This is a genomic window from Streptomyces sp. NPDC058457 (genome assembly GCF_042720695.1).
Lineage (GTDB): Bacteria > Actinomycetota > Actinomycetes > Streptomycetales > Streptomycetaceae > Streptomyces.
Genome location: NZ_JBHXLU010000010.1, coordinates 136,799 through 156,471, shown reverse-complemented (window position 1 = coordinate 156,471; position 19,673 = coordinate 136,799). Strand labels below are relative to the sequence as shown.

General features: G+C 71.6%; 16 protein-coding genes. 4 read left to right on the top strand and 12 right to left on the bottom strand.

Annotated elements, in window-relative coordinates:
• The first annotated feature begins 80 nt into the window (after positions 1-80).
• Entirely contained in the window at positions 81-980 is a 900-nt protein-coding gene (locus tag ACFWPS_RS11600; protein WP_383703587.1) for a D-alanyl-D-alanine carboxypeptidase family protein, read from the top strand.
• Positions 981-1,054: 74 nt separating this feature from the next.
• Here ACFWPS_RS11600 and ACFWPS_RS11595 read toward each other — a convergent pair whose 3' ends face one another.
• The 3 genes from ACFWPS_RS11595 to pdhA (ACFWPS_RS11585) are packed head-to-tail and all read right to left on the bottom strand — an operon-like array spanning position 1,055 to position 4,726.
• Positions 1,055-2,485 (bottom strand): dihydrolipoamide acetyltransferase family protein, encoded by a 1,431-nt coding sequence (locus tag ACFWPS_RS11595; RefSeq protein WP_383703585.1) that lies wholly within the window; start codon positions 2,483-2,485, stop codon positions 1,055-1,057.
• A gap of 10 nt (positions 2,486-2,495) precedes the next feature.
• Entirely contained in the window at positions 2,496-3,476 is a 981-nt protein-coding gene (locus tag ACFWPS_RS11590) for an alpha-ketoacid dehydrogenase subunit beta (RefSeq protein WP_383703583.1), read from the bottom strand.
• A gap of 2 nt (positions 3,477-3,478) precedes the next feature.
• Complete coding sequence (gene pdhA / locus ACFWPS_RS11585) at positions 3,479-4,726, bottom strand: pyruvate dehydrogenase (acetyl-transferring) E1 component subunit alpha (RefSeq protein ID WP_383703581.1); 1,248 nt, start codon at positions 4,724-4,726, stop codon at positions 3,479-3,481.
• Positions 4,727-5,271: 545 nt separating this feature from the next.
• Between pdhA (ACFWPS_RS11585) and ACFWPS_RS11580 the strand changes: the two genes are divergently transcribed.
• Positions 5,272-6,288: a phosphotransferase gene (locus ACFWPS_RS11580; RefSeq protein WP_383703579.1), complete on the top strand. Its 1,017-nt coding sequence runs from the start codon at positions 5,272-5,274 to the stop codon at positions 6,286-6,288.
• A gap of 66 nt (positions 6,289-6,354) precedes the next feature.
• Here ACFWPS_RS11580 and ACFWPS_RS11575 read toward each other — a convergent pair whose 3' ends face one another.
• The gene (locus tag ACFWPS_RS11575) at positions 6,355-7,941 is read right to left on the bottom strand and encodes a protein kinase (RefSeq protein ID WP_383703577.1); all 1,587 of its coding nucleotides are present in this window, start codon (positions 7,939-7,941) and stop codon (positions 6,355-6,357) included.
• A gap of 318 nt (positions 7,942-8,259) precedes the next feature.
• Between ACFWPS_RS11575 and ACFWPS_RS11570 the strand changes: the two genes are divergently transcribed.
• Positions 8,260-9,936, top strand: coding sequence for a protein kinase (locus ACFWPS_RS11570; RefSeq protein ID WP_383703575.1), 1,677 nt, complete (start codon positions 8,260-8,262; stop codon positions 9,934-9,936).
• A 100-nt stretch (positions 9,937-10,036) separates the two neighbouring features.
• Here ACFWPS_RS11570 and ACFWPS_RS11565 read toward each other — a convergent pair whose 3' ends face one another.
• On the bottom strand, positions 10,037-10,576 hold the full coding sequence (locus ACFWPS_RS11565) for a bacterial proteasome activator family protein (protein ID WP_365797836.1): 540 nt from the start codon (positions 10,574-10,576) through the stop codon (positions 10,037-10,039).
• A gap of 307 nt (positions 10,577-10,883) precedes the next feature.
• Here ACFWPS_RS11565 and ACFWPS_RS11560 point away from each other — a divergent pair, with 307 nt between their 5' ends.
• Entirely contained in the window at positions 10,884-11,378 is a 495-nt protein-coding gene (locus ACFWPS_RS11560; protein WP_383703573.1) for a hypothetical protein, read from the top strand.
• Positions 11,379-11,393: 15 nt separating this feature from the next.
• Here the strand turns inward: ACFWPS_RS11560 and ACFWPS_RS11555 are convergent, their stop codons facing one another.
• The 7 genes from ACFWPS_RS11555 to pdhA (ACFWPS_RS11525) all read right to left on the bottom strand — a co-directional run bounded on the left by ACFWPS_RS11555 (position 11,394) and on the right by pdhA (ACFWPS_RS11525) (position 19,547).
• A complete protein-coding gene (locus ACFWPS_RS11555) occupies positions 11,394-12,374 on the bottom strand; it encodes an NAD(P)H-quinone oxidoreductase (protein WP_383703571.1) in 981 nt (326 codons plus the stop codon).
• Positions 12,375-12,437: 63 nt separating this feature from the next.
• Positions 12,438-13,535 carry a potassium channel family protein gene (locus tag ACFWPS_RS11550; RefSeq protein ID WP_383703569.1) on the bottom strand — a complete coding sequence of 366 codons (1,098 nt, stop codon included), beginning with the start codon at positions 13,533-13,535 and terminating at the stop codon, positions 12,438-12,440.
• Positions 13,532-14,923 (bottom strand): molybdopterin molybdotransferase MoeA, encoded by a 1,392-nt coding sequence (locus ACFWPS_RS11545; RefSeq protein ID WP_383703567.1) that lies wholly within the window; start codon positions 14,921-14,923, stop codon positions 13,532-13,534. The genes ACFWPS_RS11550 and ACFWPS_RS11545 overlap by 4 nt, the downstream gene beginning before the upstream one ends.
• The gene (locus tag ACFWPS_RS11540) at positions 14,920-15,891 is read right to left on the bottom strand and encodes an NTP transferase domain-containing protein (RefSeq protein WP_383703565.1); all 972 of its coding nucleotides are present in this window, start codon (positions 15,889-15,891) and stop codon (positions 14,920-14,922) included. The genes ACFWPS_RS11545 and ACFWPS_RS11540 overlap by 4 nt, the downstream gene beginning before the upstream one ends.
• A 169-nt stretch (positions 15,892-16,060) precedes the next feature.
• Positions 16,061-17,401, bottom strand: a complete 1,341-nt coding sequence (locus ACFWPS_RS11535) for a dihydrolipoamide acetyltransferase family protein (RefSeq protein WP_383703563.1) — start codon at positions 17,399-17,401, stop codon at positions 16,061-16,063.
• The gene (locus ACFWPS_RS11530; protein ID WP_217545894.1) at positions 17,401-18,405 is read right to left on the bottom strand and encodes an alpha-ketoacid dehydrogenase subunit beta; all 1,005 of its coding nucleotides are present in this window, start codon (positions 18,403-18,405) and stop codon (positions 17,401-17,403) included. The genes ACFWPS_RS11535 and ACFWPS_RS11530 overlap by 1 nt, the downstream gene beginning before the upstream one ends.
• Positions 18,402-19,547 carry a pyruvate dehydrogenase (acetyl-transferring) E1 component subunit alpha gene (pdhA, locus tag ACFWPS_RS11525; protein WP_383703561.1) on the bottom strand — a complete coding sequence of 382 codons (1,146 nt, stop codon included), beginning with the start codon at positions 19,545-19,547 and terminating at the stop codon, positions 18,402-18,404. The genes ACFWPS_RS11530 and pdhA (ACFWPS_RS11525) overlap by 4 nt, the downstream gene beginning before the upstream one ends.
• Positions 19,548-19,673: the final 126 nt, after the last annotated feature.

Sequence of the window (19,673 nt, the reverse complement as noted above, 5' to 3'; positions counted from 1 at the left end):
GCGGCCCCACCCGCTTTGGCACCCCCAACTCGGCCGCATGCCAGGGGCATTACGACTCGACTCGACTCGGGGTATTTCAGTTGATTACCGGTATTAAGGGCACCAGCTTCCGCAGGGCCGTCGCCGTCGCCGTCACGTCCGGCGCGATGCTCGCGACCGGCGCCCTCACCGCGGCTCCCGCGCAGGCCGTCACCAAGCCCTCGATCGTGGCCAAGGGCGGCTACGTGATGAACAACGCGAACGCGAAGACGCTGTACACGAAGGCGGCGGACACCCAGTTGTCCACCGGCTCCACCACGAAGATCATGACCGCCAAGGTCGTGCTCGCGCAGTCGAACCTGAACCTCGACAAGAAGGTGACGATCCAGAAGGCGTACAGCGACTACGTCGTCGCCAACAACGCCTCCCAGGCGCACCTGATCGTCGGCGACAAGGTCACCGTCCGCCAGCTGCTGTACGGGCTGATGCTGCCCTCCGGCTGCGACGCCGCCTACGCGCTCGCGGACACGTACGGCTCGGGCACCACCCGCGCCAAGCGCGTCGCCAACTTCATCTCCAAGATGAACACCGCCGCGAAGAACCTGGGCCTGACCCACACCCACTTCGACTCCTTCGACGGCATCGGCAACGGCAACAACTACTCGACGCCGCGCGACCTGACGAAGATCGCCAGCAGCGCGATGAAGAGCTCCACGTTCCGCACGGTCGTCAAGACGAAGAGCTACACGGCGAAGACGATCACCAAGACCGGTTCCACCCGCACCATGGGTGCCTGGACCAACACCAACACGCTGCTCAGCAGCTACAGCGGCGCCATCGGCATCAAGACCGGCTCCGGCCCCGAGGCCAAGTACTGCCTGGTCTTCGCCGCGACCCGCAACGGCAAGACGGTCATCGGTACCGTCCTCGCCTCCTCCTCCATCACCCAGCGCGCGACGGACGCCACGAAGCTCCTGAACTACGGCTTCGCAACGATCTGACACACCTCGCACTGAGCCGACAAAGGCCCGCCGCACCCCATGCGGCGGGCCTTCGCCGTGTTCTTCCCGGGGTCTCATCCCCAGGTGATCAACCGCTTCGGCTGTTCCAGAACCGCCGCGATGTCCGCCAGGACCTTGGAGCCCAGCTCGCCGTCCACCAACCGGTGGTCGAAGCTCAGCGCCAGCGTGGTGACCTGGCGGGGCTTCACCTTGCCCTTGTGGACCCACGGCTGGAGCTTGATCGCGCCGACCGCGAGGATCGCGGCCTCGCCGGGGTTGAGGATCGGCGTGCCCGTGTCGATGCCGAAGACGCCGACGTTGGTGATGGTCACCGTGCCGCCCTGCATCGCGGCGGGTGACGTCTTGCCGTCCCTGGCCGTGCCGACCAGCTCACCGAGCGCCTCCGCCAGCTGCGGGAGCGTCTTCGCGTGGGCGTCCTTGATGTTCGGCACGATCAGGCCGCGCGGGGTGGCCGCGGCGATGCCCAGGTTGACGTAGTGCTTGAGCACGATCTCCTGGTTCGCCTCGTCCCAGGACGCGTTGATGTCCGGGTTGCGTCTGATGGCGACCAGCAGAGCCTTGGCGATGAGGAGGAGCGGGTTCACCCGGAGGCCTTGCAGGTCCTTGTCCTGCTTCAGCTCCTCCACCAGCTTCATCGTGCGCGTCACGTCCACCGTCACGAACTCCGTGACATGCGGCGCCGTGAACGCCGAACCCACCATCGCCGCCGCCGTCGCCTTGCGGACGCCCTTGATGGGGACGCGCGTCTCGCGGGCGGTGTCGTGCGAGACGACGGCGGGGGTCACGGCGGTCTCGGGGACCGCCGGCTGCGGCGCCGTCGTCGGTACGGCGGTCGCCGCCGTGACCGCCGCGTGTACGTCCTCGCGCGTGATGACGCCGTCCGGGCCGGACGGGGTCACCGTGGCCAGGTCGACGCCCAGGTCCTTCGCCAGCTTGCGCACCGGCGGCTTCGCCAGCGGGCGGGGGCGGTCCTCCGCGGCCGGGGCCGGGGCGGGAACCGGGGTGGGGGTGGGAACCGGAGCTGGGCCGTGGCCGTTCAGCTCCTGCTGGACCGCGGACCGCACCGCCACCTCGGCGACCGTGGCCTCCGGGCCCTTGCGCGGGCGGCGCTTGGTGGAGGAGGCGGCCACGCCGTAGCCGACGAGAACCGGCTGGCGGCCCTCCGGCTTCTTCTCGGGTTCCGGAGCCGGTGCCGCCGCCGCGGGCTCTTCGGCCGCCGCCCCGCCCGCCACGTCCACCGCGATGATCGCCGTGCCCACATCCACCGTGGTGCCCTCGGCGAAGCGCAGCTCGCGGACCACGCCGTCGTAGGGGATGGGGAGTTCGACGGCCGCCTTCGCCGTCTCGACCTCGCACACCACCTGGCCGTCGGTGACCGTGTCGCCGGGCTGGACGTACCACTTGAGGATCTCGGCCTCGGTGAGCCCCTCGCCCACGTCCGGCATCTTGAACTCGCGTACGGACGCTTCCGTCATCGTCGTCACGACCCTCTCCTCAGTACGCCAGGGCACGGTCGACGGCGTCGAGCACGCGGTCAAGGCCCGGAAGGTACTCCTCCTCCAGGCGGGCCGGCGGGTAGGGGGCGTGGTAGCCGCCGACCCTGAGGACCGGGGCCTCCAGGTGGTAGAAGCAGCGCTCGGTGATGCGGGCGGCGATCTCCGCGCCCGAACCGAAGAACACCGGCGCCTCATGGACCACGACCAGCCGGCGGGTCTTCTCGACCGAGGCCTGGATCGAGTCGAAGTCCATCGGGGAGACGGACCGCAGGTCCAGGACCTCCAGCGACTTGCCCTCCTCGGCGGCCGCGTCGGCGGCCTCCTGGCAGAGCTTCACCATCGGACCGTAGGCGACGAGGGTCAGGTCGGTGCCCTCGCGGACCACACGGGCCTTGTGGAGCGGGCCGGGGATGGCCTCGGTGTTGACCTCGCCCTTGTCCCAGTAGCGGCGCTTGGGCTCGAAGAAGATCACCGGGTCGTCGCTCTGGATGGCCTGCTGCATCATCCAGTACGCGTCGGAGGAGTTGGAGGGGGAGACGATCTTCAGGCCCGCCACGTGCGCGAACAGCGCCTCCGGGGACTCGGAGTGGTGCTCGACCGCGCCGATGCCGCCGCCGTAGGGGATGCGGACGACGACCGGCATCTTGACCTTGCCCAGCGAGCGGGCGTGCATCTTCGCGAGCTGGGTGACGATCTGGTCGTACGCCGGGAAGACGAAGCCGTCGAACTGGATCTCCACCACCGGGCGGTAGCCGCGCAGCGCGAGGCCGATCGCGGTGCCGACGATGCCGGACTCGGCGAGGGGGGTGTCGATGACGCGGCTCTCACCGAAGTCCTTCTGCAGGCCGTCGGTGACCCGGAAGACGCCGCCGAGCTTGCCGACGTCCTCGCCCATGATGAGGACCTTGGGGTCCGACTCCAACGCGCGGCGCAGCGACTCGTTGATCGCCTTGGCCAGAGCCATCTTTTCCGCTGCCATGGTCAGACCCCCTCTACGTCTGCGAACGACGCCTGGTAGGCGGCGAACTGGGCTCGCTCCTCGTCGACGAGCGCATGCCCGTCCGCGTACACGTTCTCGAAGACGGCGAATTTGTCCGGGTCCGGCATGGCCCGTACCGCTTCGCGCACTCGCCTGCCCAACGCCTCGGACTCGGTTTCGAGTTCCGCGAAAAATCCCTCGTCCGCGTGGTTTGCGGCCTCCAGGTACCGGCGAAGGCGCAGGATCGGGTCCTTGGCCTCCCAGGCCTCGCGCTCCTCGTCGGCCCGGTACTTGGTCGGGTCGTCGGAGGTGGTGTGGGCGCCCATCCGGTAGGTGTACGCCTCGACCAGCGTCGGGCCCTCGCCGCTGCGGGCACGCTCCAGCGCCCACTTGGTGACCGCGAGGCAGGCGAGCACGTCGTTGCCGTCGACCCGGACGCCGGGGAAGCCGAAGCCCTGGGCGCGCTGGTAGAGCGGGACGCGGGTCTGCTTCTCGGTGGGCTCGGAGATCGCCCACTGGTTGTTCTGGCAGAAGAAGACGACCGGGGCGTTGTAGACCGCGGAGAAGGTGAACGATTCGGCGACGTCGCCCTGGCTGGAGGCACCGTCGCCGAAGTAGGCGATCACCGCCGAGTCCGCGCCGTCCTTGGCGATGCCCATCGCGTAGCCGGTGGCGTGCAGCGTCTGGGAGCCGATGACGATCGTGTAGAGGTGGAAGTTGTTGGTGTTGGGGTCCCAGCCGCCGTGGTTGACGCCGCGGAACATACCCAGCAGGTTGGTCGGGTCGACCCCGCGGCACCAGGCGACGCCGTGCTCGCGGTAGGTCGGGAAGACGTAGTCGTCCTCGCGGGTGGCGCGCCCGGAGCCGATCTGGGCGGCCTCCTGGCCGAGCAGGGACGCCCACAGGCCCAGTTCGCCCTGGCGCTGCAGGGCGGTGGCCTCGGCGTCGAAGCGGCGGGTGAGCACCATGTCGCGGTACAGGCCGCGCAGCTCCTCGGGGGTGATCCCGGCGACGTACGCGTCGTACTCGGCGTTCTTGACCCGCTTGCCCTCGGGGGTCAGCAGCTGGACGAGTTCGGGATCGGTGCTCTTCTTCGTGGTGCTGCGCGTGGTGGTGCGAGAGGCGGTGCTGGTGGTGGTGCGACTGGTGGTGCGAGTGGTGCGCTTGGTGCCGGTCTTGCTGCCGGTGGTACCGGCTTTGCCTGCGGCGCTGCGTCGCGGTTCGCTCGCGGCACTGCTGTCCACGGTCACGTGTGCTCCTCCGTCGGTCCGGCCCCCGGGGTTGCCGGGTGAACCAGTGCGGCTCACCTGCTTCCGACACCCGTGGCACGGGGTGTGTGCCACTCGGCCGGGAACAGGCGTGACAGGTGCCCCGGCGAGCGCCCTGCAACAAGCACGTTACCCAGTGCCCCACATTTCTGTGAAACCCCTTCTGACCTGCGTTTTTGCTTGGAAATCCAAGTACTTTTTGCTTGGGTTTCCTAGTAAATCGACGCGGGCCGGAAGGTCGCTGGTCAGAGCCTTGCAGGAGGCCGGAGCAACGGCACGTTATCCCGCCGCCCAGGGCCACGGGAAGACATCGAGGTGTCCGATCCGCTCGCCGGGCACCGAGCGCGGCGCCGTGACCCTACGCCCCGCGGCACGCCCCCGGGGCACATCTTTCGCACTTGTATTCGCCACGGTTCACCGTGTGACCGAAAGCGACCATCAGCGACTGCCTGTGATAACGCCCAGCTCACGGGGCTGGCGCTTGCCCTAGCATCTGGCGCGTGCCGCGCTCATGTGTACCACCCCTCGTGCCCCACGCGCCCCCGTTGGACCCCCTGCTCCGGCTGTACGCCGCCGGTTCCGCGCTCGCCTGCGAGCCGGTCGAACAGGGCCTGCTGAACCGCGGCTACCGCCTCTGCACCACCCGCGGCCGCTACTTCCTGAAGCACCACTTCGACCCCGACACCGCCGACCCGGCCGCCATCGAGCGACGTCATCTGGCCACCCTGCGGCTGGCCGCCCTCGGCGTCCCGGTCGCGCCGCCGCTGGCCCACCGCGACGGCCGTACGGTCGCCGTCGTGGGCGGCCACGCCTACGCGTTGCACCCGTGGATCGACGGCCGGCACCGGCACGGCGGTCAGCTCACGCGCGGGGAGTGCGCGCGGCTCGGCGCGCTCCTCGGCGCCGTGCACGCCTGCCTGGAGCGCGTGATGCCACCCAAGGGGCGCACCCGCCCGGCCACCAGCCCCCATCCCGTCGAGAGCGCCGACCCCGCCGACACCTTCGCGCTCATCGACGACCTGCTCGCCCACGTCAGCCGGCACCGCCCCGCCGACGCCTTCGACGAACTCGCCCGCCACCGGCTGCTCGAACGCCGTGCGCTCCTGGAGCAGCACGCCGGCCGGCGCCCCCCGCGCGGCGCCTCGGTGGGCTGGGTGCACGGCGACTTCCACCCGTTCAACCTGCTCTACAAGGACGACGCACCCGCGGCGATCGTCGACTGGGACCGGCTCGGCGTGCAGCCCCGCGCGGAGGAGGCCGTACGCGCCGCAGTGATCTTCTTCGTCCGCCCGGAGGGAGCGCTCGACCTGCGGAAGGTGCGGGCGTACGCGCGCGCGTACCGGCGCGCGGCCGGGGCCACGCCCTCGGAGCTGGCGGCGGCCGTGCACCGCGTGTGGTGGGAGCGGCTCAACGACTTCTGGATGCTGCGCTGGCACTACGAGCGCGGCGACACCCGCGCGGACCCCCAGTTCCCGGCCGCCTCGGCACTCGCCGTGTGGTGGACCAGGGAGTACGACGCGGTGTGCGACGCCTTCGTCCAGTAGCCGGCGGCCGGTGACGGCCGCCGGTCAGCCGAAGGCCGCCGGTCAGCCGAAGGGCGTCGCTGTCCTTCAACCGCCGCCCAGGCCGGTGCCCTCGATGGTGTTGCCGCCGTCGCCGCTGCCGCCGTCCGTGCCGGTCGTGTCCGAGGGATCCGTCTCCGGAGAGCTCGCGGTGTCGGTCGGCTGCGAGGCGCTCGCCGTGTCGCTCGGCTCGTCGCTCGGCTCGCTGCTCTGCGTCTCGGACTGGGTGTACGACGGGGTCGAAGACGGCGTGTAGTCGGAGTTGTCGTCGCTGCCCGTGCCGCTGGTGTCGGTCGCCGTGTCCGTGGCGGTGTCGCTGGCCTCGTCGGACGGGCTCGCGCTGGCGGTCGCGTCCTTGGTGGTCTGCGAGGTGGTCGGCGACTGTGTCGTACCGGTGCCGCCGTCGCCGCCGCCACCGCCCTTGTTCAGCGCCAGGGCGACACCCGCCGCGATGGCGATCACCGCGAGGACGGCCAGGATCCACAGCTTGCCGCGGCCGCTGCCCCGGTTGCCGTGCCCCTCGAAACCGCCGTCGTCGCCGCCTCCGTAGCCGCCCGGCAGGATCGGCTGCGGGATCTGGGTGGTCCCGGCGGCGGCCGCCGGGTGCGGCATCACGGTCGTACCGGCGAAACCGGCCGCCGGGGTGTGCCGGCCGTCGTGCACGGTGACCGGGCCGGTGTTCCAGGTACCGGTGTGGCTGCCCTGGTCGTACAGCATCTGCAGGCCGTACTGGACCAGGCCGCGCATCTCCTCGGCGGTCTGGAAGCGGTCGTCGGGCTCCTTGGCGAGCGAGCGCATGACCAGGCCGTCCAGCTCCGGCGGGGCCGCGCCCTCGGAGGTCTGGGACGGCGGCATCGGGATGTCCTGGACGTGCTGGTAGACCACCGCCAGCGGCGTCTCGCCGATGAACGGGGGCCGCAGGGCGAGGAGTTCGTAGAGCAGGCAGCCGGTGGCGTACAGGTCGGAGCGGTGGTCGACGGCCTTGCCGAGCGCCTGCTCCGGGGAGAGGTACTGGGGCGTGCCCATGACCATGCCGGTCTGCGTCATCGTCGTGGACGCGCCGTGCAGGGCGCGGGCGATGCCGAAGTCCATCACCTTGACGGCGCCGTTGTGGGTGATGATCACGTTGGCCGGCTTGATGTCACGGTGCACGATGCCGTGCTGGTGCGAGTAGGCAAGCGCCTCGAGGACACCGGAGACGATGATCAGAGCCTGCTCGGGGCCCGGCGCCTGGGCGTCGATCAGCAGTTCACGGATGGTGCGGCCCTCGACCAGCTCCATCACGATGTACGGCACGGACTGGCCGTTGACGACGTCCTCGCCGGAGTCGTACACCGCCACGATCGCGTGGTGGTTGAGCCCCGCGACCGACTGTGCCTCGCGGGTGAAGCGGGCCTTGGAGACCGGGTCCTCGGCGAGGTCTGCGCGGAGCAGCTTCACGGCCACCGTGCGGCCGAGCCGTACGTCCTCGGCGGCGAACACCTCGGCCATGCCGCCCCGGCCGAGGCGGTGGGTGAGCCGGTAGCGGCCGTCGCCGACCAGACCTCCGTTGCCCCACAGCTCAGGCGCGTCCGACATACCGCCGCCAGTCGCCTCGGGGTCGGACGGGCCCTGGGCGCTGTGCGTCTGTGCCATCGGTCCTCGCCGTCGTTTCTGCCCGCGGTGCGCGCGGTGTTGTCACGGTCTCCGTCGGCCACGCTACAGCCTCCGCGCAACCCGTCGGTCCGGGATCCGTCCCGTGGACGGACCGGCCATCAAACCCGTACCACGCACTCTCGTGCAAATTCTGTGTACCGGACGTACGGCCGCTGTAACGCTTCCGCGGCTCTTCCTTCGCGTACGGTCACGGAACGGGCACCGCGCTTGACGTGTCAGTGCCCTCCGGCAGACTTGGCCGGGAATGGGACATTCGATCAACAAGGGTGCCCGAGTGCCGGGCGGGGGACGGGGAAAATGAGCCAGGACGGCGCACGCGGCCGTTATACGGGGTGGGCTCTGGCCGCCGGCCGCTACCAGCTGCGCGACCTGCTCGGCGAGGGCGGCATGGCCTCCGTGCACCTGGCGTACGACGCGGTCCTGGACCGCCAGGTCGCGATCAAGACGCTGCACACCGAACTCGGCCGGGAACAGGCCTTCCGCGAGCGCTTCCGCCGCGAGGCCCAGGCAGTGGCCAAGCTCACGCACACCAACATCGTCTCCGTCTTCGACACGGGTGAGGACGAGCTGGACGGTTCGACGATGCCGTACATCGTCATGGAGTACGTCGAAGGCCGCCCGCTCGGCTCGGTGCTGGAGGAGGACGTACGGCAGTACGGCGCGATGCCCGCCGACAAGGCGCTGAAGATCACCGCCGACGTGCTGGCCGCGCTGGAGATCAGCCACGAGATGGGGCTGGTCCACCGCGACATCAAGCCCGGCAACGTGATGACGACCAAGCGCGGGGTCGTCAAGGTGATGGACTTCGGCATCGCCCGCGCCATGCAGTCCGGGGTCACCTCGATGACCCAGACCGGCATGGTCGTCGGTACCCCGCAGTATCTCTCCCCGGAGCAGGCCCTCGGCCGGGGCGTGGACGCCCGATCCGACCTCTACTCGGTCGGCATCATGCTGTTCCAGCTGGTCACCGGGCGGCTGCCGTTCGACGCGGACTCACCGCTGGCCATCGCCTACGCGCACGTCCAGGAGGAGCCGGTCGCTCCCTCCTCCTTCAACCGTGCGCTTCCCCCGGCCGTGGACGCGCTGGTCGCCCGCGCACTGAAGAAGAACCCGAACGAGCGCTTCCCGACCGCCGAGTCCATGCGTGACGAGTGCCTGCGGGTCGCCGCCTCGCTCCAGCCGGCCGCGCCGAGCATCGTCCCGGGCATCCCGCCGACGCAGAGCGGCGCCGGGGTCGGCTCCGCCGTGTTCCCGCCGGTCGGCCAGGCGACGCCGGCGCCTCCCGGGCCGGTACAGGCGCCGTACCGGCCGACGCCGGTCCCGGCCCCGCATCCGTACGGCACTCCGGCTCCGGCCCCTGGCCCTGCCGCCGCTCCGGCGTACGGCTATCCGCAGCAGGCGGGGTACCAGACGCCGGCCGGGTACGGCCAGCCGGCACCGTCGACGCCGCCCCCGTACAACATCACGCCCCAGGGGCCTTCCGGCGGTGGCGGCAGCGGTGCAGGTGGCGGCGGGAAGAGCAACCGGCCGGTGGTCATCGGGTCGATCGCGGTGTCGCTGATCGCGGTGATCGGCCTGATCGCCGCACTGGCGATGAACACCGGCGACGACAACACCGGCTCCAGCGGCGGCAGCGGCGGCAGCACCGCGAGCGCCTCGGCATCGCACGCGTCTGGCTACCGCGGGCCCGACACCTCGAAGACCGTCGAGAAGACCGAGTGCACCGAACCGCAGGAGTCCTACGACGACCCGGACAAGATCCAGGTCCCGGACTTCAAGTTCAAGTACGTCAAGTCGGTCAAGGAGTGCTTCCAGGCCGCCGGATGGCAGATGAAGATCGTCTCCGTGGACGAGAACACGTACGGCGACGGCGCGATCATGGAGCAGTTCCCGACCTCCGGCACCGACGTCGACCCGCAGGACATGCCGACCATCGAGCTCAAGGTGTCGACGGGCAACCCTGCGACCGGCTGACGCGAGGCCCAGCAGAACGCGAGGCGCAGTAGAAAGGGCCCGGCGCGTACGCCGGGCCCTTCGCCGTCTCGGAAGACTCGGGGGTGTCTGTCGGGGGTGTCTAGAGGTACGGCCCACCGGAGCGGCCGGCCGGGCCGTGCTCCTCACCCTCGTGGCCGACGCCCGGTGGCAGCGCGCGCCGCATCTGCTCCAGCTGGGCGCGGGCGGCCATCTGCTGGGCGAACAGGGTGGTCTGGATCCCGTGGAACAGCCCCTCCAGCCAGCCCACCAACTGGGCCTGTGCGATGCGCAGTTCCGCGTCAGAGGGGGTCGTGTTCTCGGTGAACGGCAGCGAGAGCCGCTCCAGCTCCTCCACCAGCTCCGGCGCCAGACCGTCCTCCAGCTCCTTCACGGAACTGGCGTGGATCTCCTTGAGCCGGACCCGGCTGGCCTCGTCGAGGGGAGCCGCGCGCACCTCCTCCAGGAGCTGCTTGATCATGCTGCCGATCCGCATGACCTTGGCGGGCTGCTCCACCATCTCCGTCACCGGGATCTCGCGGGAGTCCTCGTCCCCGTTGCCGCCGCCGAGTGCCATCCCGTCCTGGCCCACGACCAGGATCTGGGGGTTCTCGGGCGACCGTTCGTTCCTCGGCATCTCCATGCCGCCATTCTCTCGCACCCGTACACCTCACCACCGTGGTGCCCCCCATGGGGGCTGATCCACCTTTCGGAACCACCCAGGACCGGTCGTAGACCCATCGGCCGAATCAGAAATGCCGTGTTTATAGGTGAATGTGATGGTGGTATTCGTCGGCCTGACGACGACTGTGCTCCAGGAGGTCACCGACGTGACTCCAAGGCTGCGACTCCCCCGCGCCGGTACCCGGCCGCCCGCGGCACGCGAACGCCCCCTGGGCGGTGAACGGCTCCGGGCAGCATGCGAACCGTCGCCTGGCCGGGTAAGGCCCGTGCCGGTCCGTCTGCTGCTCGCACGTCTGCTGCTCGTCCTCGCGGCGGTCCTGCTGCCGTGCGGCACCGCTGTCGCGTACGACCCCGAGCCGCTGCCCTCGGACTCCGCCAGCGCCTCGGCCACCCCCGAGCCGTCACTGGCCGGCACGCTGGCCGGTGAGGGCCGGATGCGACCGGGGCGGCCCCAGGGACCTGCGACGAAGGTCGAGAGCCAGGACGCCGACGACCCCGACGATCCCGACGACGAGGGAACGGCGACGGAGCCTGCGTCGAGCGGAGCCGAAAGCCCGGCGGGCACCTCCGCGCAGCCGCCCCGGGAGGCCGTCCTGGCCCCCACCGCGCCCCAGCCCCAACCCGCCGGCCAGGCCATCGGCACCGGTCAGGACGACGGCACCGAGCCCACGCTGCAGATCCTTCCGCTCGGCAGCGGCCTGGTCCTGATCGGCCTCGGGCTCGGCCTCGCCTTTCTCGGCCTGCGGGTACGGCGGGGGTAGCGCGGGGACGGGGCGCTATCCGGTGACCAGCAGAACCTTGCCGATGTGCTCGCTGGCCTCGACCACCCGCTGGGCCTGTGCCGCGTCCGCCATCGGCAGTTCCCGGTCGACGACCGGGCGGACATGGCGCTGGGCGATCAACGGCCACACATGCTCCCGCACCGCCGCGACGATGGTCGTCTTCTCTGCGAGCGGCCGGGCGCGCAGCGACGCCGCGGTGATCGCGGCCCGCTTGTTGAGCAGCGCACCGATGTTCAGCTCGCCCTTGACGCCGCCCTGCATACCGATGATCGCGAGCCGCCCGTTGACCGCGAGCGCCCGCACGTTCCGGTCCAGGTACTTGGCGCCCATGTTGTCGAGGATGACATCTGCCCCCGCGCCGTCGGTGGCCTGCTTCACCTCGGCGACGAAGTCCTGCTCGCGGTAGTTGACGAGGATGTCCGCGCCCAGCTCGGCGCAGAAGTCCAGCTTCTCCTTCGTGCCCGCGGTGACCGCGACCTTGGCGCCGATCGCCTTGCCCAGCTGGATCGCCATGGTGCCGATGCCGCTGGCGCCGCCGTGTACGAGCAGGTTCTCGCCGGGGCGCAGGTGGGCGATCATGAACACGTTCGACCAGACCGTGCAGGCCACCTCGGGCAGCGCGGCGGCCTGCTTCAGGTCCACGCCCTCGGGCACCGGCAGCAGCTGCCCGGCCGGCACTGCGACCTTCTCGGCGTAGCCACCGCCCGCGAGCAGTGCGCACACCTCGTCGCCGACCGACCAGCCGGAGACGCCGGGGCCGAGCGCGGCGATCCGCCCGGAGCACTCCAGACCGGGGTACGGGGACGCGCCCGGCGGCGGGCTGTAGTTGCCCTGCCGCTGCAGGATGTCGGCACGGTTGACGGCGCTGGCCACCACCTCGACCAGTACTTCGCCCTCACCGGGCACCGGATCGGGAACCTCGTCCCACACCAGCGCCTCGGGCCCACCGGGTTCGGGAATCGTGATCGCATACATGCGGCCGACGCTACTCCCCGCACGTCCTGGCCCCGCCGGTGACGCCACCGGCTGCTCGCCCGGTCAGGCGCGGGGCAGCGGTCGTACGTCCGGCGCGACCCGGGTGCCCGGCGAGGCCCGCACGATCGTGATCAGCCGGTCCGTCGGCTCGATGGTGCCGACGGCCGGATCGTCGTATCCGAGCACCCGGTGTCCGCGTACGACGCTCACCACCAGGTCGGCCGTCTCGCGGGGGGTCTTGCCGACCTCGGCCCTGACCGCCGGACGTTCCACGAGGTCCAGGCCGCTGCCCTGCTGGATGAGGTCCTCCATGACCATGCCGGCGGCCGGGCTGAGCACGGACAGCCCGAGCAGCCGCCCGGCGGCGCTGGCGCTGGTGATGACGGCGTCGGCGCCGGACTGCTTGAGCAGCGGCGCGTTCTCCTCCTCGCGGACCGCGGCCACGATCTTCGCGGCCTTGTTGAGCTGCCGGGCGGTCAGGGTCACCAGCACAGCCGTGTCATCACGCTGGGTCGCGATGATGATCTGCCGGGCCCGCTGCACCTCGGCCCGCTTCAGCACATCGCTGCGGGTCGCGTCGCCCATGACCCCCGCGTATCCGTCGGCGGTGGCCGCCTCGATCACCTTGGAGCTCGGGTCGACCACGACCACCTGCTCCGCCTTCAGCCCGGTCGCACAGACGGTCTGGATCGCCGACCGCCCCTTCGTCCCGAACCCGACGACGACGGTGTGATCCCGCAAGGTGGACCTCCAGCGGTTCAGGCGCCATTCCTCCCGGGTGCGTTCGGTGAGGACTTCGAGCGTGGTGCCGACCAGGATGATCAGGAACAGCACGCGCAGGGGCGTGATGACGAAGATGTTGGTGAGCCGCGCACCGTCGCTGACGGGGGTGATGTCTCCGTAGCCGGTGGTGGAGAGGGTGACGGTCGCGTAGTAGAAGGCGTCGAGGAGGTCGACGGAGCCGTCGGAGTTGTCGGTGTAGCCGTCGCGGTCGGCGTAGACGATCAAGGCCGTGGCGACCAGCACCAGCAGGGCCATGGACAGCCGTTTGGCGACCTGGCGGGTCGGGCGCTCCACCACTTTCGTCGGGAGTTTCACCCGATGGGTCACGAGGTGTTCGTCCGCCTGGCGGGCGATGGCGTCATGGCCCGGAAGTTTCACGTGAAACACACTCCGATGCCCGCGGCCGCCCACGGCAGGTCAAGGAGTTCCGTCTCCTCACCCTGCTGTGCTCCGCCCGGCGGCACGACCGCGAGCGCATCGGCGGCGGCGATGCCACGGAGCATGGCCGGGCCGTTGTAGTGCAGCGGGATCGCGGTGTCGCCCCGCAGGACGACCGGGACGAGCCGGGTGTCGTACGGGTGTCCGTGCGTCGCTTCTGCCAGCGGAACCACATACGGCTCGGGGGCCGGGTGGGCGGCGAGGGTGCGCAGGAGGGGTTCGGCGAGGGTGAGCAGGCCGGAGACGGCGGCAAGGGGGTTGCCGGGGAGGCCGACGAGGTGCTGGTTCTCCTTGGTGCGGGCCAGCAGCATGGGGTGGCCGGGGCGCACCTTCACGCCGTCGACGAGGAGTTCGGCGCCGATGCGCTCCAGGGTGGGGTGGATGTGGTCGACCGGACCGGAGGCGGTGCCGCCCGTGGTGATGACGAGATCGGCTGCCGAGGAGGTGATCGCCTTGTACAGGGCCTTGGCGTCGTCACCGAGCCGGCGTACGGCGGTGACCTCGGCGCCGAGCGCGCGCAACCAGGGCGGCAGCATCGGGCCGAGCGCGTCCCGGATGAACCCGTCGTGCGGGAGCCCCTCGGTCAGCAACTCGTCGCCCAGGATCAGGACTTCGGCGCGGGGGCGGGGGACCGCGGTGAGGGTGTCATATCCGGCGGCCGCGGCGAGGCCGAGGACGGCCGGGGTGGCCAGGGTGCCGACGGGCAGCAACTGGTCACCGCTACGGCACTCCTGACCGCGCGGGCGGATGTCCTGGCCGTGGACCGTCTCACGGGTGGGATGCAGTCGGCCCTGGGCGTCGAGACGGCCGTGCTCGCTGCGCAGCACCGCGGTGGTGTCCGCCGGGATCCGGGCGCCGGTGGCGATACGGACCGCCTCGCCGTCGGTGAGCGGCTCGGGCTGCGCGTGCCCGGCCAGCACGCCCCCCTCGCGTACGTCCCAGGGGCCGGGGCCGGCGACCGCCCAGCCGTCCATCGCGGAGGTGTCGAAGGAGGGCAGGTCGGTGAGCGCGTCCAGCGGGGCGGCGAGGGCCAGTCCGAGGGCGTCGGCGAGCGGTACGGAGACGGGGGCGCGGCGGGCACCGGACCGGGCGGCGCGGGCGGCGGTCTCGCGAGCCTGGGGCCAGGGGGTGGCACGGTGGCGGTGCGCCGACGACCCGCCGTGGGCGTGCTCGCCCTTGGCGTGTGCGCCGCGGTGGGTGGGCGCGGCGGTGGCGTCCTGCCGGGGCTCCCTGGGCTCTCTCACGAGGGCGAGCGCCTCCTCGACGTCGAGATCGTCGTCGGTGTCCGCGGCGGCGGATGTGCCGGCCCGGGTGCCGCGGGCGGTCACCGGCCGGGCCCGGGGGCGGGGTTGTCGGGACCCGGCCTGTCGGAGCCCGGCCCGTCGTCGGTGGCGGGCTTCTCAGCGGTGGGCTTCTCGGCGGTGGGCTTCTCGGCGTTGGTCGCCTCTTCCGCCCAGCGCAGGGCGAGCGCGACGGCCTTGCGGGCCGCCTCGGCGACCGCCTCGGGGCCGCCCTTGCCCTGTGCGGCCGCGTAGCCGACGAGGAAGGTGGTCAGCGGGGCGGCGGGACGGGCCACACCGTGCGCGGCGTCCCGGGCCAGGTCGAGCAGGACGTGCGTGTCGACGTCCAGGTCGATGCCCAGCTCGTCCTTGACTGCGGAGATCCATTCATCCAACACGTGCCCATGCTCCCTGATGCGTGCCCTGGCGTCGGCGATGTCGTCCCAGGTGTCGCAGTCGAAGGACGCGAGGTGGTCCGGGACGCGGGTGAGGTTCAGTGCGGCGGTCAGGCGCCGCAGGGGGAGGCCGGTGAGGCCGTTGTCGCCGCCGCTGCCGTTGCCTTCGGCGAGGGCCGCGAGGGCGTGGCGGAGTGCGGTGGTGCGGTAGGCCGCGACGAGGGGCTGGTCCCGGCCGTCGGCGTCGGTGAGCAGTGCGGCATCCGCACCGGAGACGCGGAGGGCCGACAACAGGCGCTCCACGGTCGCCGCTTCGAGGAACGGGAGGTCTGCGGAGAGGACGACCGCGCAGTCGGCGGTGGTGTGTCGCAGGCCGGCGTCGAGGGCGGCGACCGGGCCGCCGCCCGGTGGGTTCTCGCGGGTCCAGTGGACCGGGCGGAAGGTGGGGCGGGGGGCCGCCACGACGACGGTGCGCCGTGCGCCGACGCAGGCCGCGAGGACGCGGTCGAGGAGGGGGCGGCCGCCTACCCGGACGGACGGCTTGTCGGTCCCGCCGAGGCGCCTTGCGGCGCCGCCGGCCAGCACGATCGCGTCGTAGGGCGGGGGGTCGGTGGCGGTCACCTTTCGAGTATGGGGGGCGTTCTGATCACGGGGAACCGATGGGGGCGTGGGATCCGCAGGGTGTGGTTGCGGATGTGCGCCCAAGGGGCGGGGGTGTGGCGGCCGTGCGCGAGTGCAGCTGGTTCGTGGTTGATCGCGCAGTTCCCCGCGCCCCTTCAGGTAGGGGTGCTCAGAGCGTCCTGAGAAGTACCGCCGGTTGCTCCACACAGTCGGCCACGTACCTCAGGAAGCCTCCCGCCGTGCCGCCGTCACAGACCCGGTGGTCGAAGGTCAGGGACAGTTGGACGACCTGGCGGACCGCCAGTTCGCCCTCGTGGACCCAGGGCTTCGGGGTGATGCGGCCCACTCCGAGCATCGCCGCCTCGGGGTGGTTGATGATCGGGGTGGAGCCGTCGACGCCGAAGACGCCGTAGTTGTTCAGGGTGAAGGTGCCGCCGGTGAGGTCGGTGGGGGTGAGCATGCCGGCGTGGGCCGACTCGGTCAGGCGGGCGAACTCCGCCGTCAGGGACTCGGCGTCGCGGGCCTGGGCGTCGCGGACGACGGGGACGACCAGGCCGCGGTCGGTCTGGGCGGCGAAGCCCAGGTGGACGTGGTCGAGCTGGACGATCTCGCGGGCCTCGACGTCGACGTAGGAGTTCAGCTCGGGGTGGCGGGCCAGGGCGGCCGTGCAGATCCGGGCGAGGAGTGCGAGGAGGGAGATCTTCGGGCCCGCCGCCGCGTTCATCGCGGTACGCGCACGCATCAGCTCGGTCGCGTCGGCGTCCACCCAGCAGGTCGCGTCGGGGATCTCCCGGCGGCTGCGGGAGAGCTTGTCGGCGACCGCGCCCCGGATGCCCTTGAGGGGGATGCGGGTGCCGGAGGGGGCGTTCAGAGGGGTGGGCAGGGTCTTGGGGGCGGCGGCGCGGGCCGCGCTGACCCGCAGGGCGTCCTCGACGTCGGCGCGCAGGATCAGGCCGTCGGGGCCCGAGCCGGACAGCCGGCGCAGGTCCAGGTCGTTGTCCCGGGCGAGGCGGCGGACCAGCGGGGAGATCACCGGGACGGGGCCCTCGGTGAGCAGAGAGGGCAGTGCGGGCACCTGCGCGTGGGGCGCCGTCGCCATGACGGCGGTGTGCGGCGCCGGCTCCGGGGCGGTGTCCCGGTCCGCTGTACCGTCGGCCCGCTCCGGGGCGGTGTTGCGGACCCGTCGGCGGCGCGCCGGGGCCGTCCCCGTGCCGTATCCCACCAGGACGTTTCCGGAGCCCTCCGCCTCGGGGACCGTGGTGGCCTCGCCGACGGCGACCGTCAGGAGCGGGGCGCCGACGGGCAGTTCGGTGCCCTCCTCGCCGAAGCGGGCGGTGACCACACCGCCGTAGGGGCAGGGAACCTCGACCATCGCCTTGGCGGTCTCGACCTCGACGACCGGCTGGTCGATCGCGACCACCTCGCCGACCTGGACCAGCCAGGTGACGATCACCGCCTCGGTGAGCCCCTCCCCGAGGTCGGGCAGTTTGAACTCCAGCACCTGTGCCATCAGCCCTCGGCCTCCCACTGCAGACGCGCCACCGCGTCCAGGATGCGGTCGACGCCGGGCAGGTGGTGGCGCTCCAGCATCGGCGGCGGGTAGGGAATGTCGAACCCGGCCACGCGCAGCACCGGCGCCTCCAGGTGGTGGAAGCAGCGCTCGGTCACGCGTGCCGCGATCTCCCCTCCCGGTCCGCCGAACCCGCCCGACTCGTGTACGACGACCGCGCGCCCGGTGCGCCGAACCGAGGCGCAGACCGTCTCGTCGTCGAACGGCACCAGGGAGCGCAGGTCGACGACTTCGAGGTCCCAGCCCTCCGCCTGGGCGGCCTCGGCGGCTTCGAGGCAGACCGGTACGGACGGGCCGTAGGTGATGAGCGAGGCGCTGCGTCCTGTGCGACGCACCACCGCGCGGCCGATGGGTTCAACGTCCGTCGGGTGCTCGGGGTTCCAGGTGTCCTTGGACCAGTACAGGCGCTTGGGTTCGAGGAAGACGACCGGGTCGTCGGAGGCGATGGCCCGGCGCAGGAGGCCGTAGGCGTCGGCGACGGTGGCGGGGGTGACGACGTGCAGGCCGGGGGTGGCCATGTAGTAGGCCTCGGAGGAGTCGCTGTGGTGCTCGACGCCGCCGATGCCGCCGCCGTAGGGAACGCGGACGGTGATCGGAAGGGGCATCCGGCCGCGGGTGCGGTTGCGCATCCGCGAGACATGGCTGATGAGTTGTTCGAAGGCGGGGTAGGCGAAGGCGTCGAACTGCATCTCCACGACCGGGCGCAGTCCGTACATGGCCATGCCGACGGCGGTGCCGAGGATGCCGGCCTCGGCGAGGGGGGTGTCGGTGCAGCGGGCCTCCCCGAACTCCTTGGCGAGGCCGTCGGTGACCCGGAAGACCCCGCCGAGGGTGCCGACGTCCTCGCCCATGACGTGCACGGCGGGGTCTGCGGCCATGGCGTCCCGCAGCCCACGCGTGAGCGCCTGCGCCATGGTGGCGGGTTTGACGGCGACGGTCGTCATCGGTGGCCGCCTTCCTGGTCCTGCTGCTCGGCCTCCAGCTCGGCGCGGAGCAGGGCGCGCTGTTCGCGCAGTTGCGTGGTGGTCTCGGCGTACACCTGGTCGAAGAGGTGCATGGGGTCGAGTTCGGGCTCGCGGTTCATGCGTTCGCGCAGATCGGCGGCCATGGTCTCGGCGTCCTCGCGGGCCCGCCCGACGAAGTCCTCGTCGAGGAGTCCGCGGTCGGTCAACTCGCGCTCGAGGAGCAGGATCGGGTCGTGGTCGCGCCAGGCGTCGACCTCGGTGTCGCCGCGGTAGCGGGTGGCGTCGTCGGCGTTGGTGTGGGCGTCGATCCGGTAGGTGACCGCCTCGACCAGGGTCGGGCCGCCGCCTTCGCGCGCGTGCCGTACGGCGGCGGCGAGGACCTCGTGCACGGCGGCCGCGTCGTTGCCGTCGACCAGGCGGCCCGGCATGCCGTATCCGACGGCCTTGTGGGCCAGGGAGGGCGCGGCGGTCTGCTTGGCGAGCGGGACGGAGATGGCGAAGCCGTTGTTCTGGACCAGGAAGACGACCGGGGCCTGCCAGACGGCGGCGAAGTTCAGGGCCTCGTGGAAGTCGCCCTCGCTGGTGCCGCCGTCGCCGACCATGGCGAGCGCGACCACGTCGTCGCCCTTGAGGCGGGCCGCGTGGGCGAGGCCGACGGCGTGCGGGAGCTGGGTGGCGAGGGGGGTGGAGAGGGGGGCCACGCGGTGGGCGCAGGGGTCGTAGCCGGTGTGCCAGTCGCCGCGCAGCAGGGTGAGCGCCTCGACGGGGTCCACGCCCCGGGCGATCACCGCGAGGGTGTCCCGGTAGCTGGGGAAGAGCCAGTCGCGCTCTTCGAGGGCGAGCGCGGCGGCGACCTCGCAGGCCTCCTGGCCGGTACTGGAGGGGTAGACGGCGAGACGGCCCTGTTTGGTGAGGGCGGTCGCCTGGGTGTTGTACCTGCGGCCGCGCACGAGCTGGGTGTACAGCCGGCGCAGCAGCTCGGGGTCGGCCTTGGCGGCCGACTCCGTCCCGAGGACTCGGTACGGGCGCTCGTCGGGCAGCAGCGGCGCGGGGTCCGTCCGGGGCTGCCAGGCGGGCGGCGGCGACGGGCGGTATGCGCCGCGCTGCTCCATGACCGTCATGACGGCACCTCCTCATGGGGGTGGCTACGGGAGACGGATCGCCTGTGACCCGTCCCACCTACCGATTGTTCGGTCGTCGGCACATTTTGGCTACAGGCGGCTCCAGGCTGTGGACAAACGGTTCTC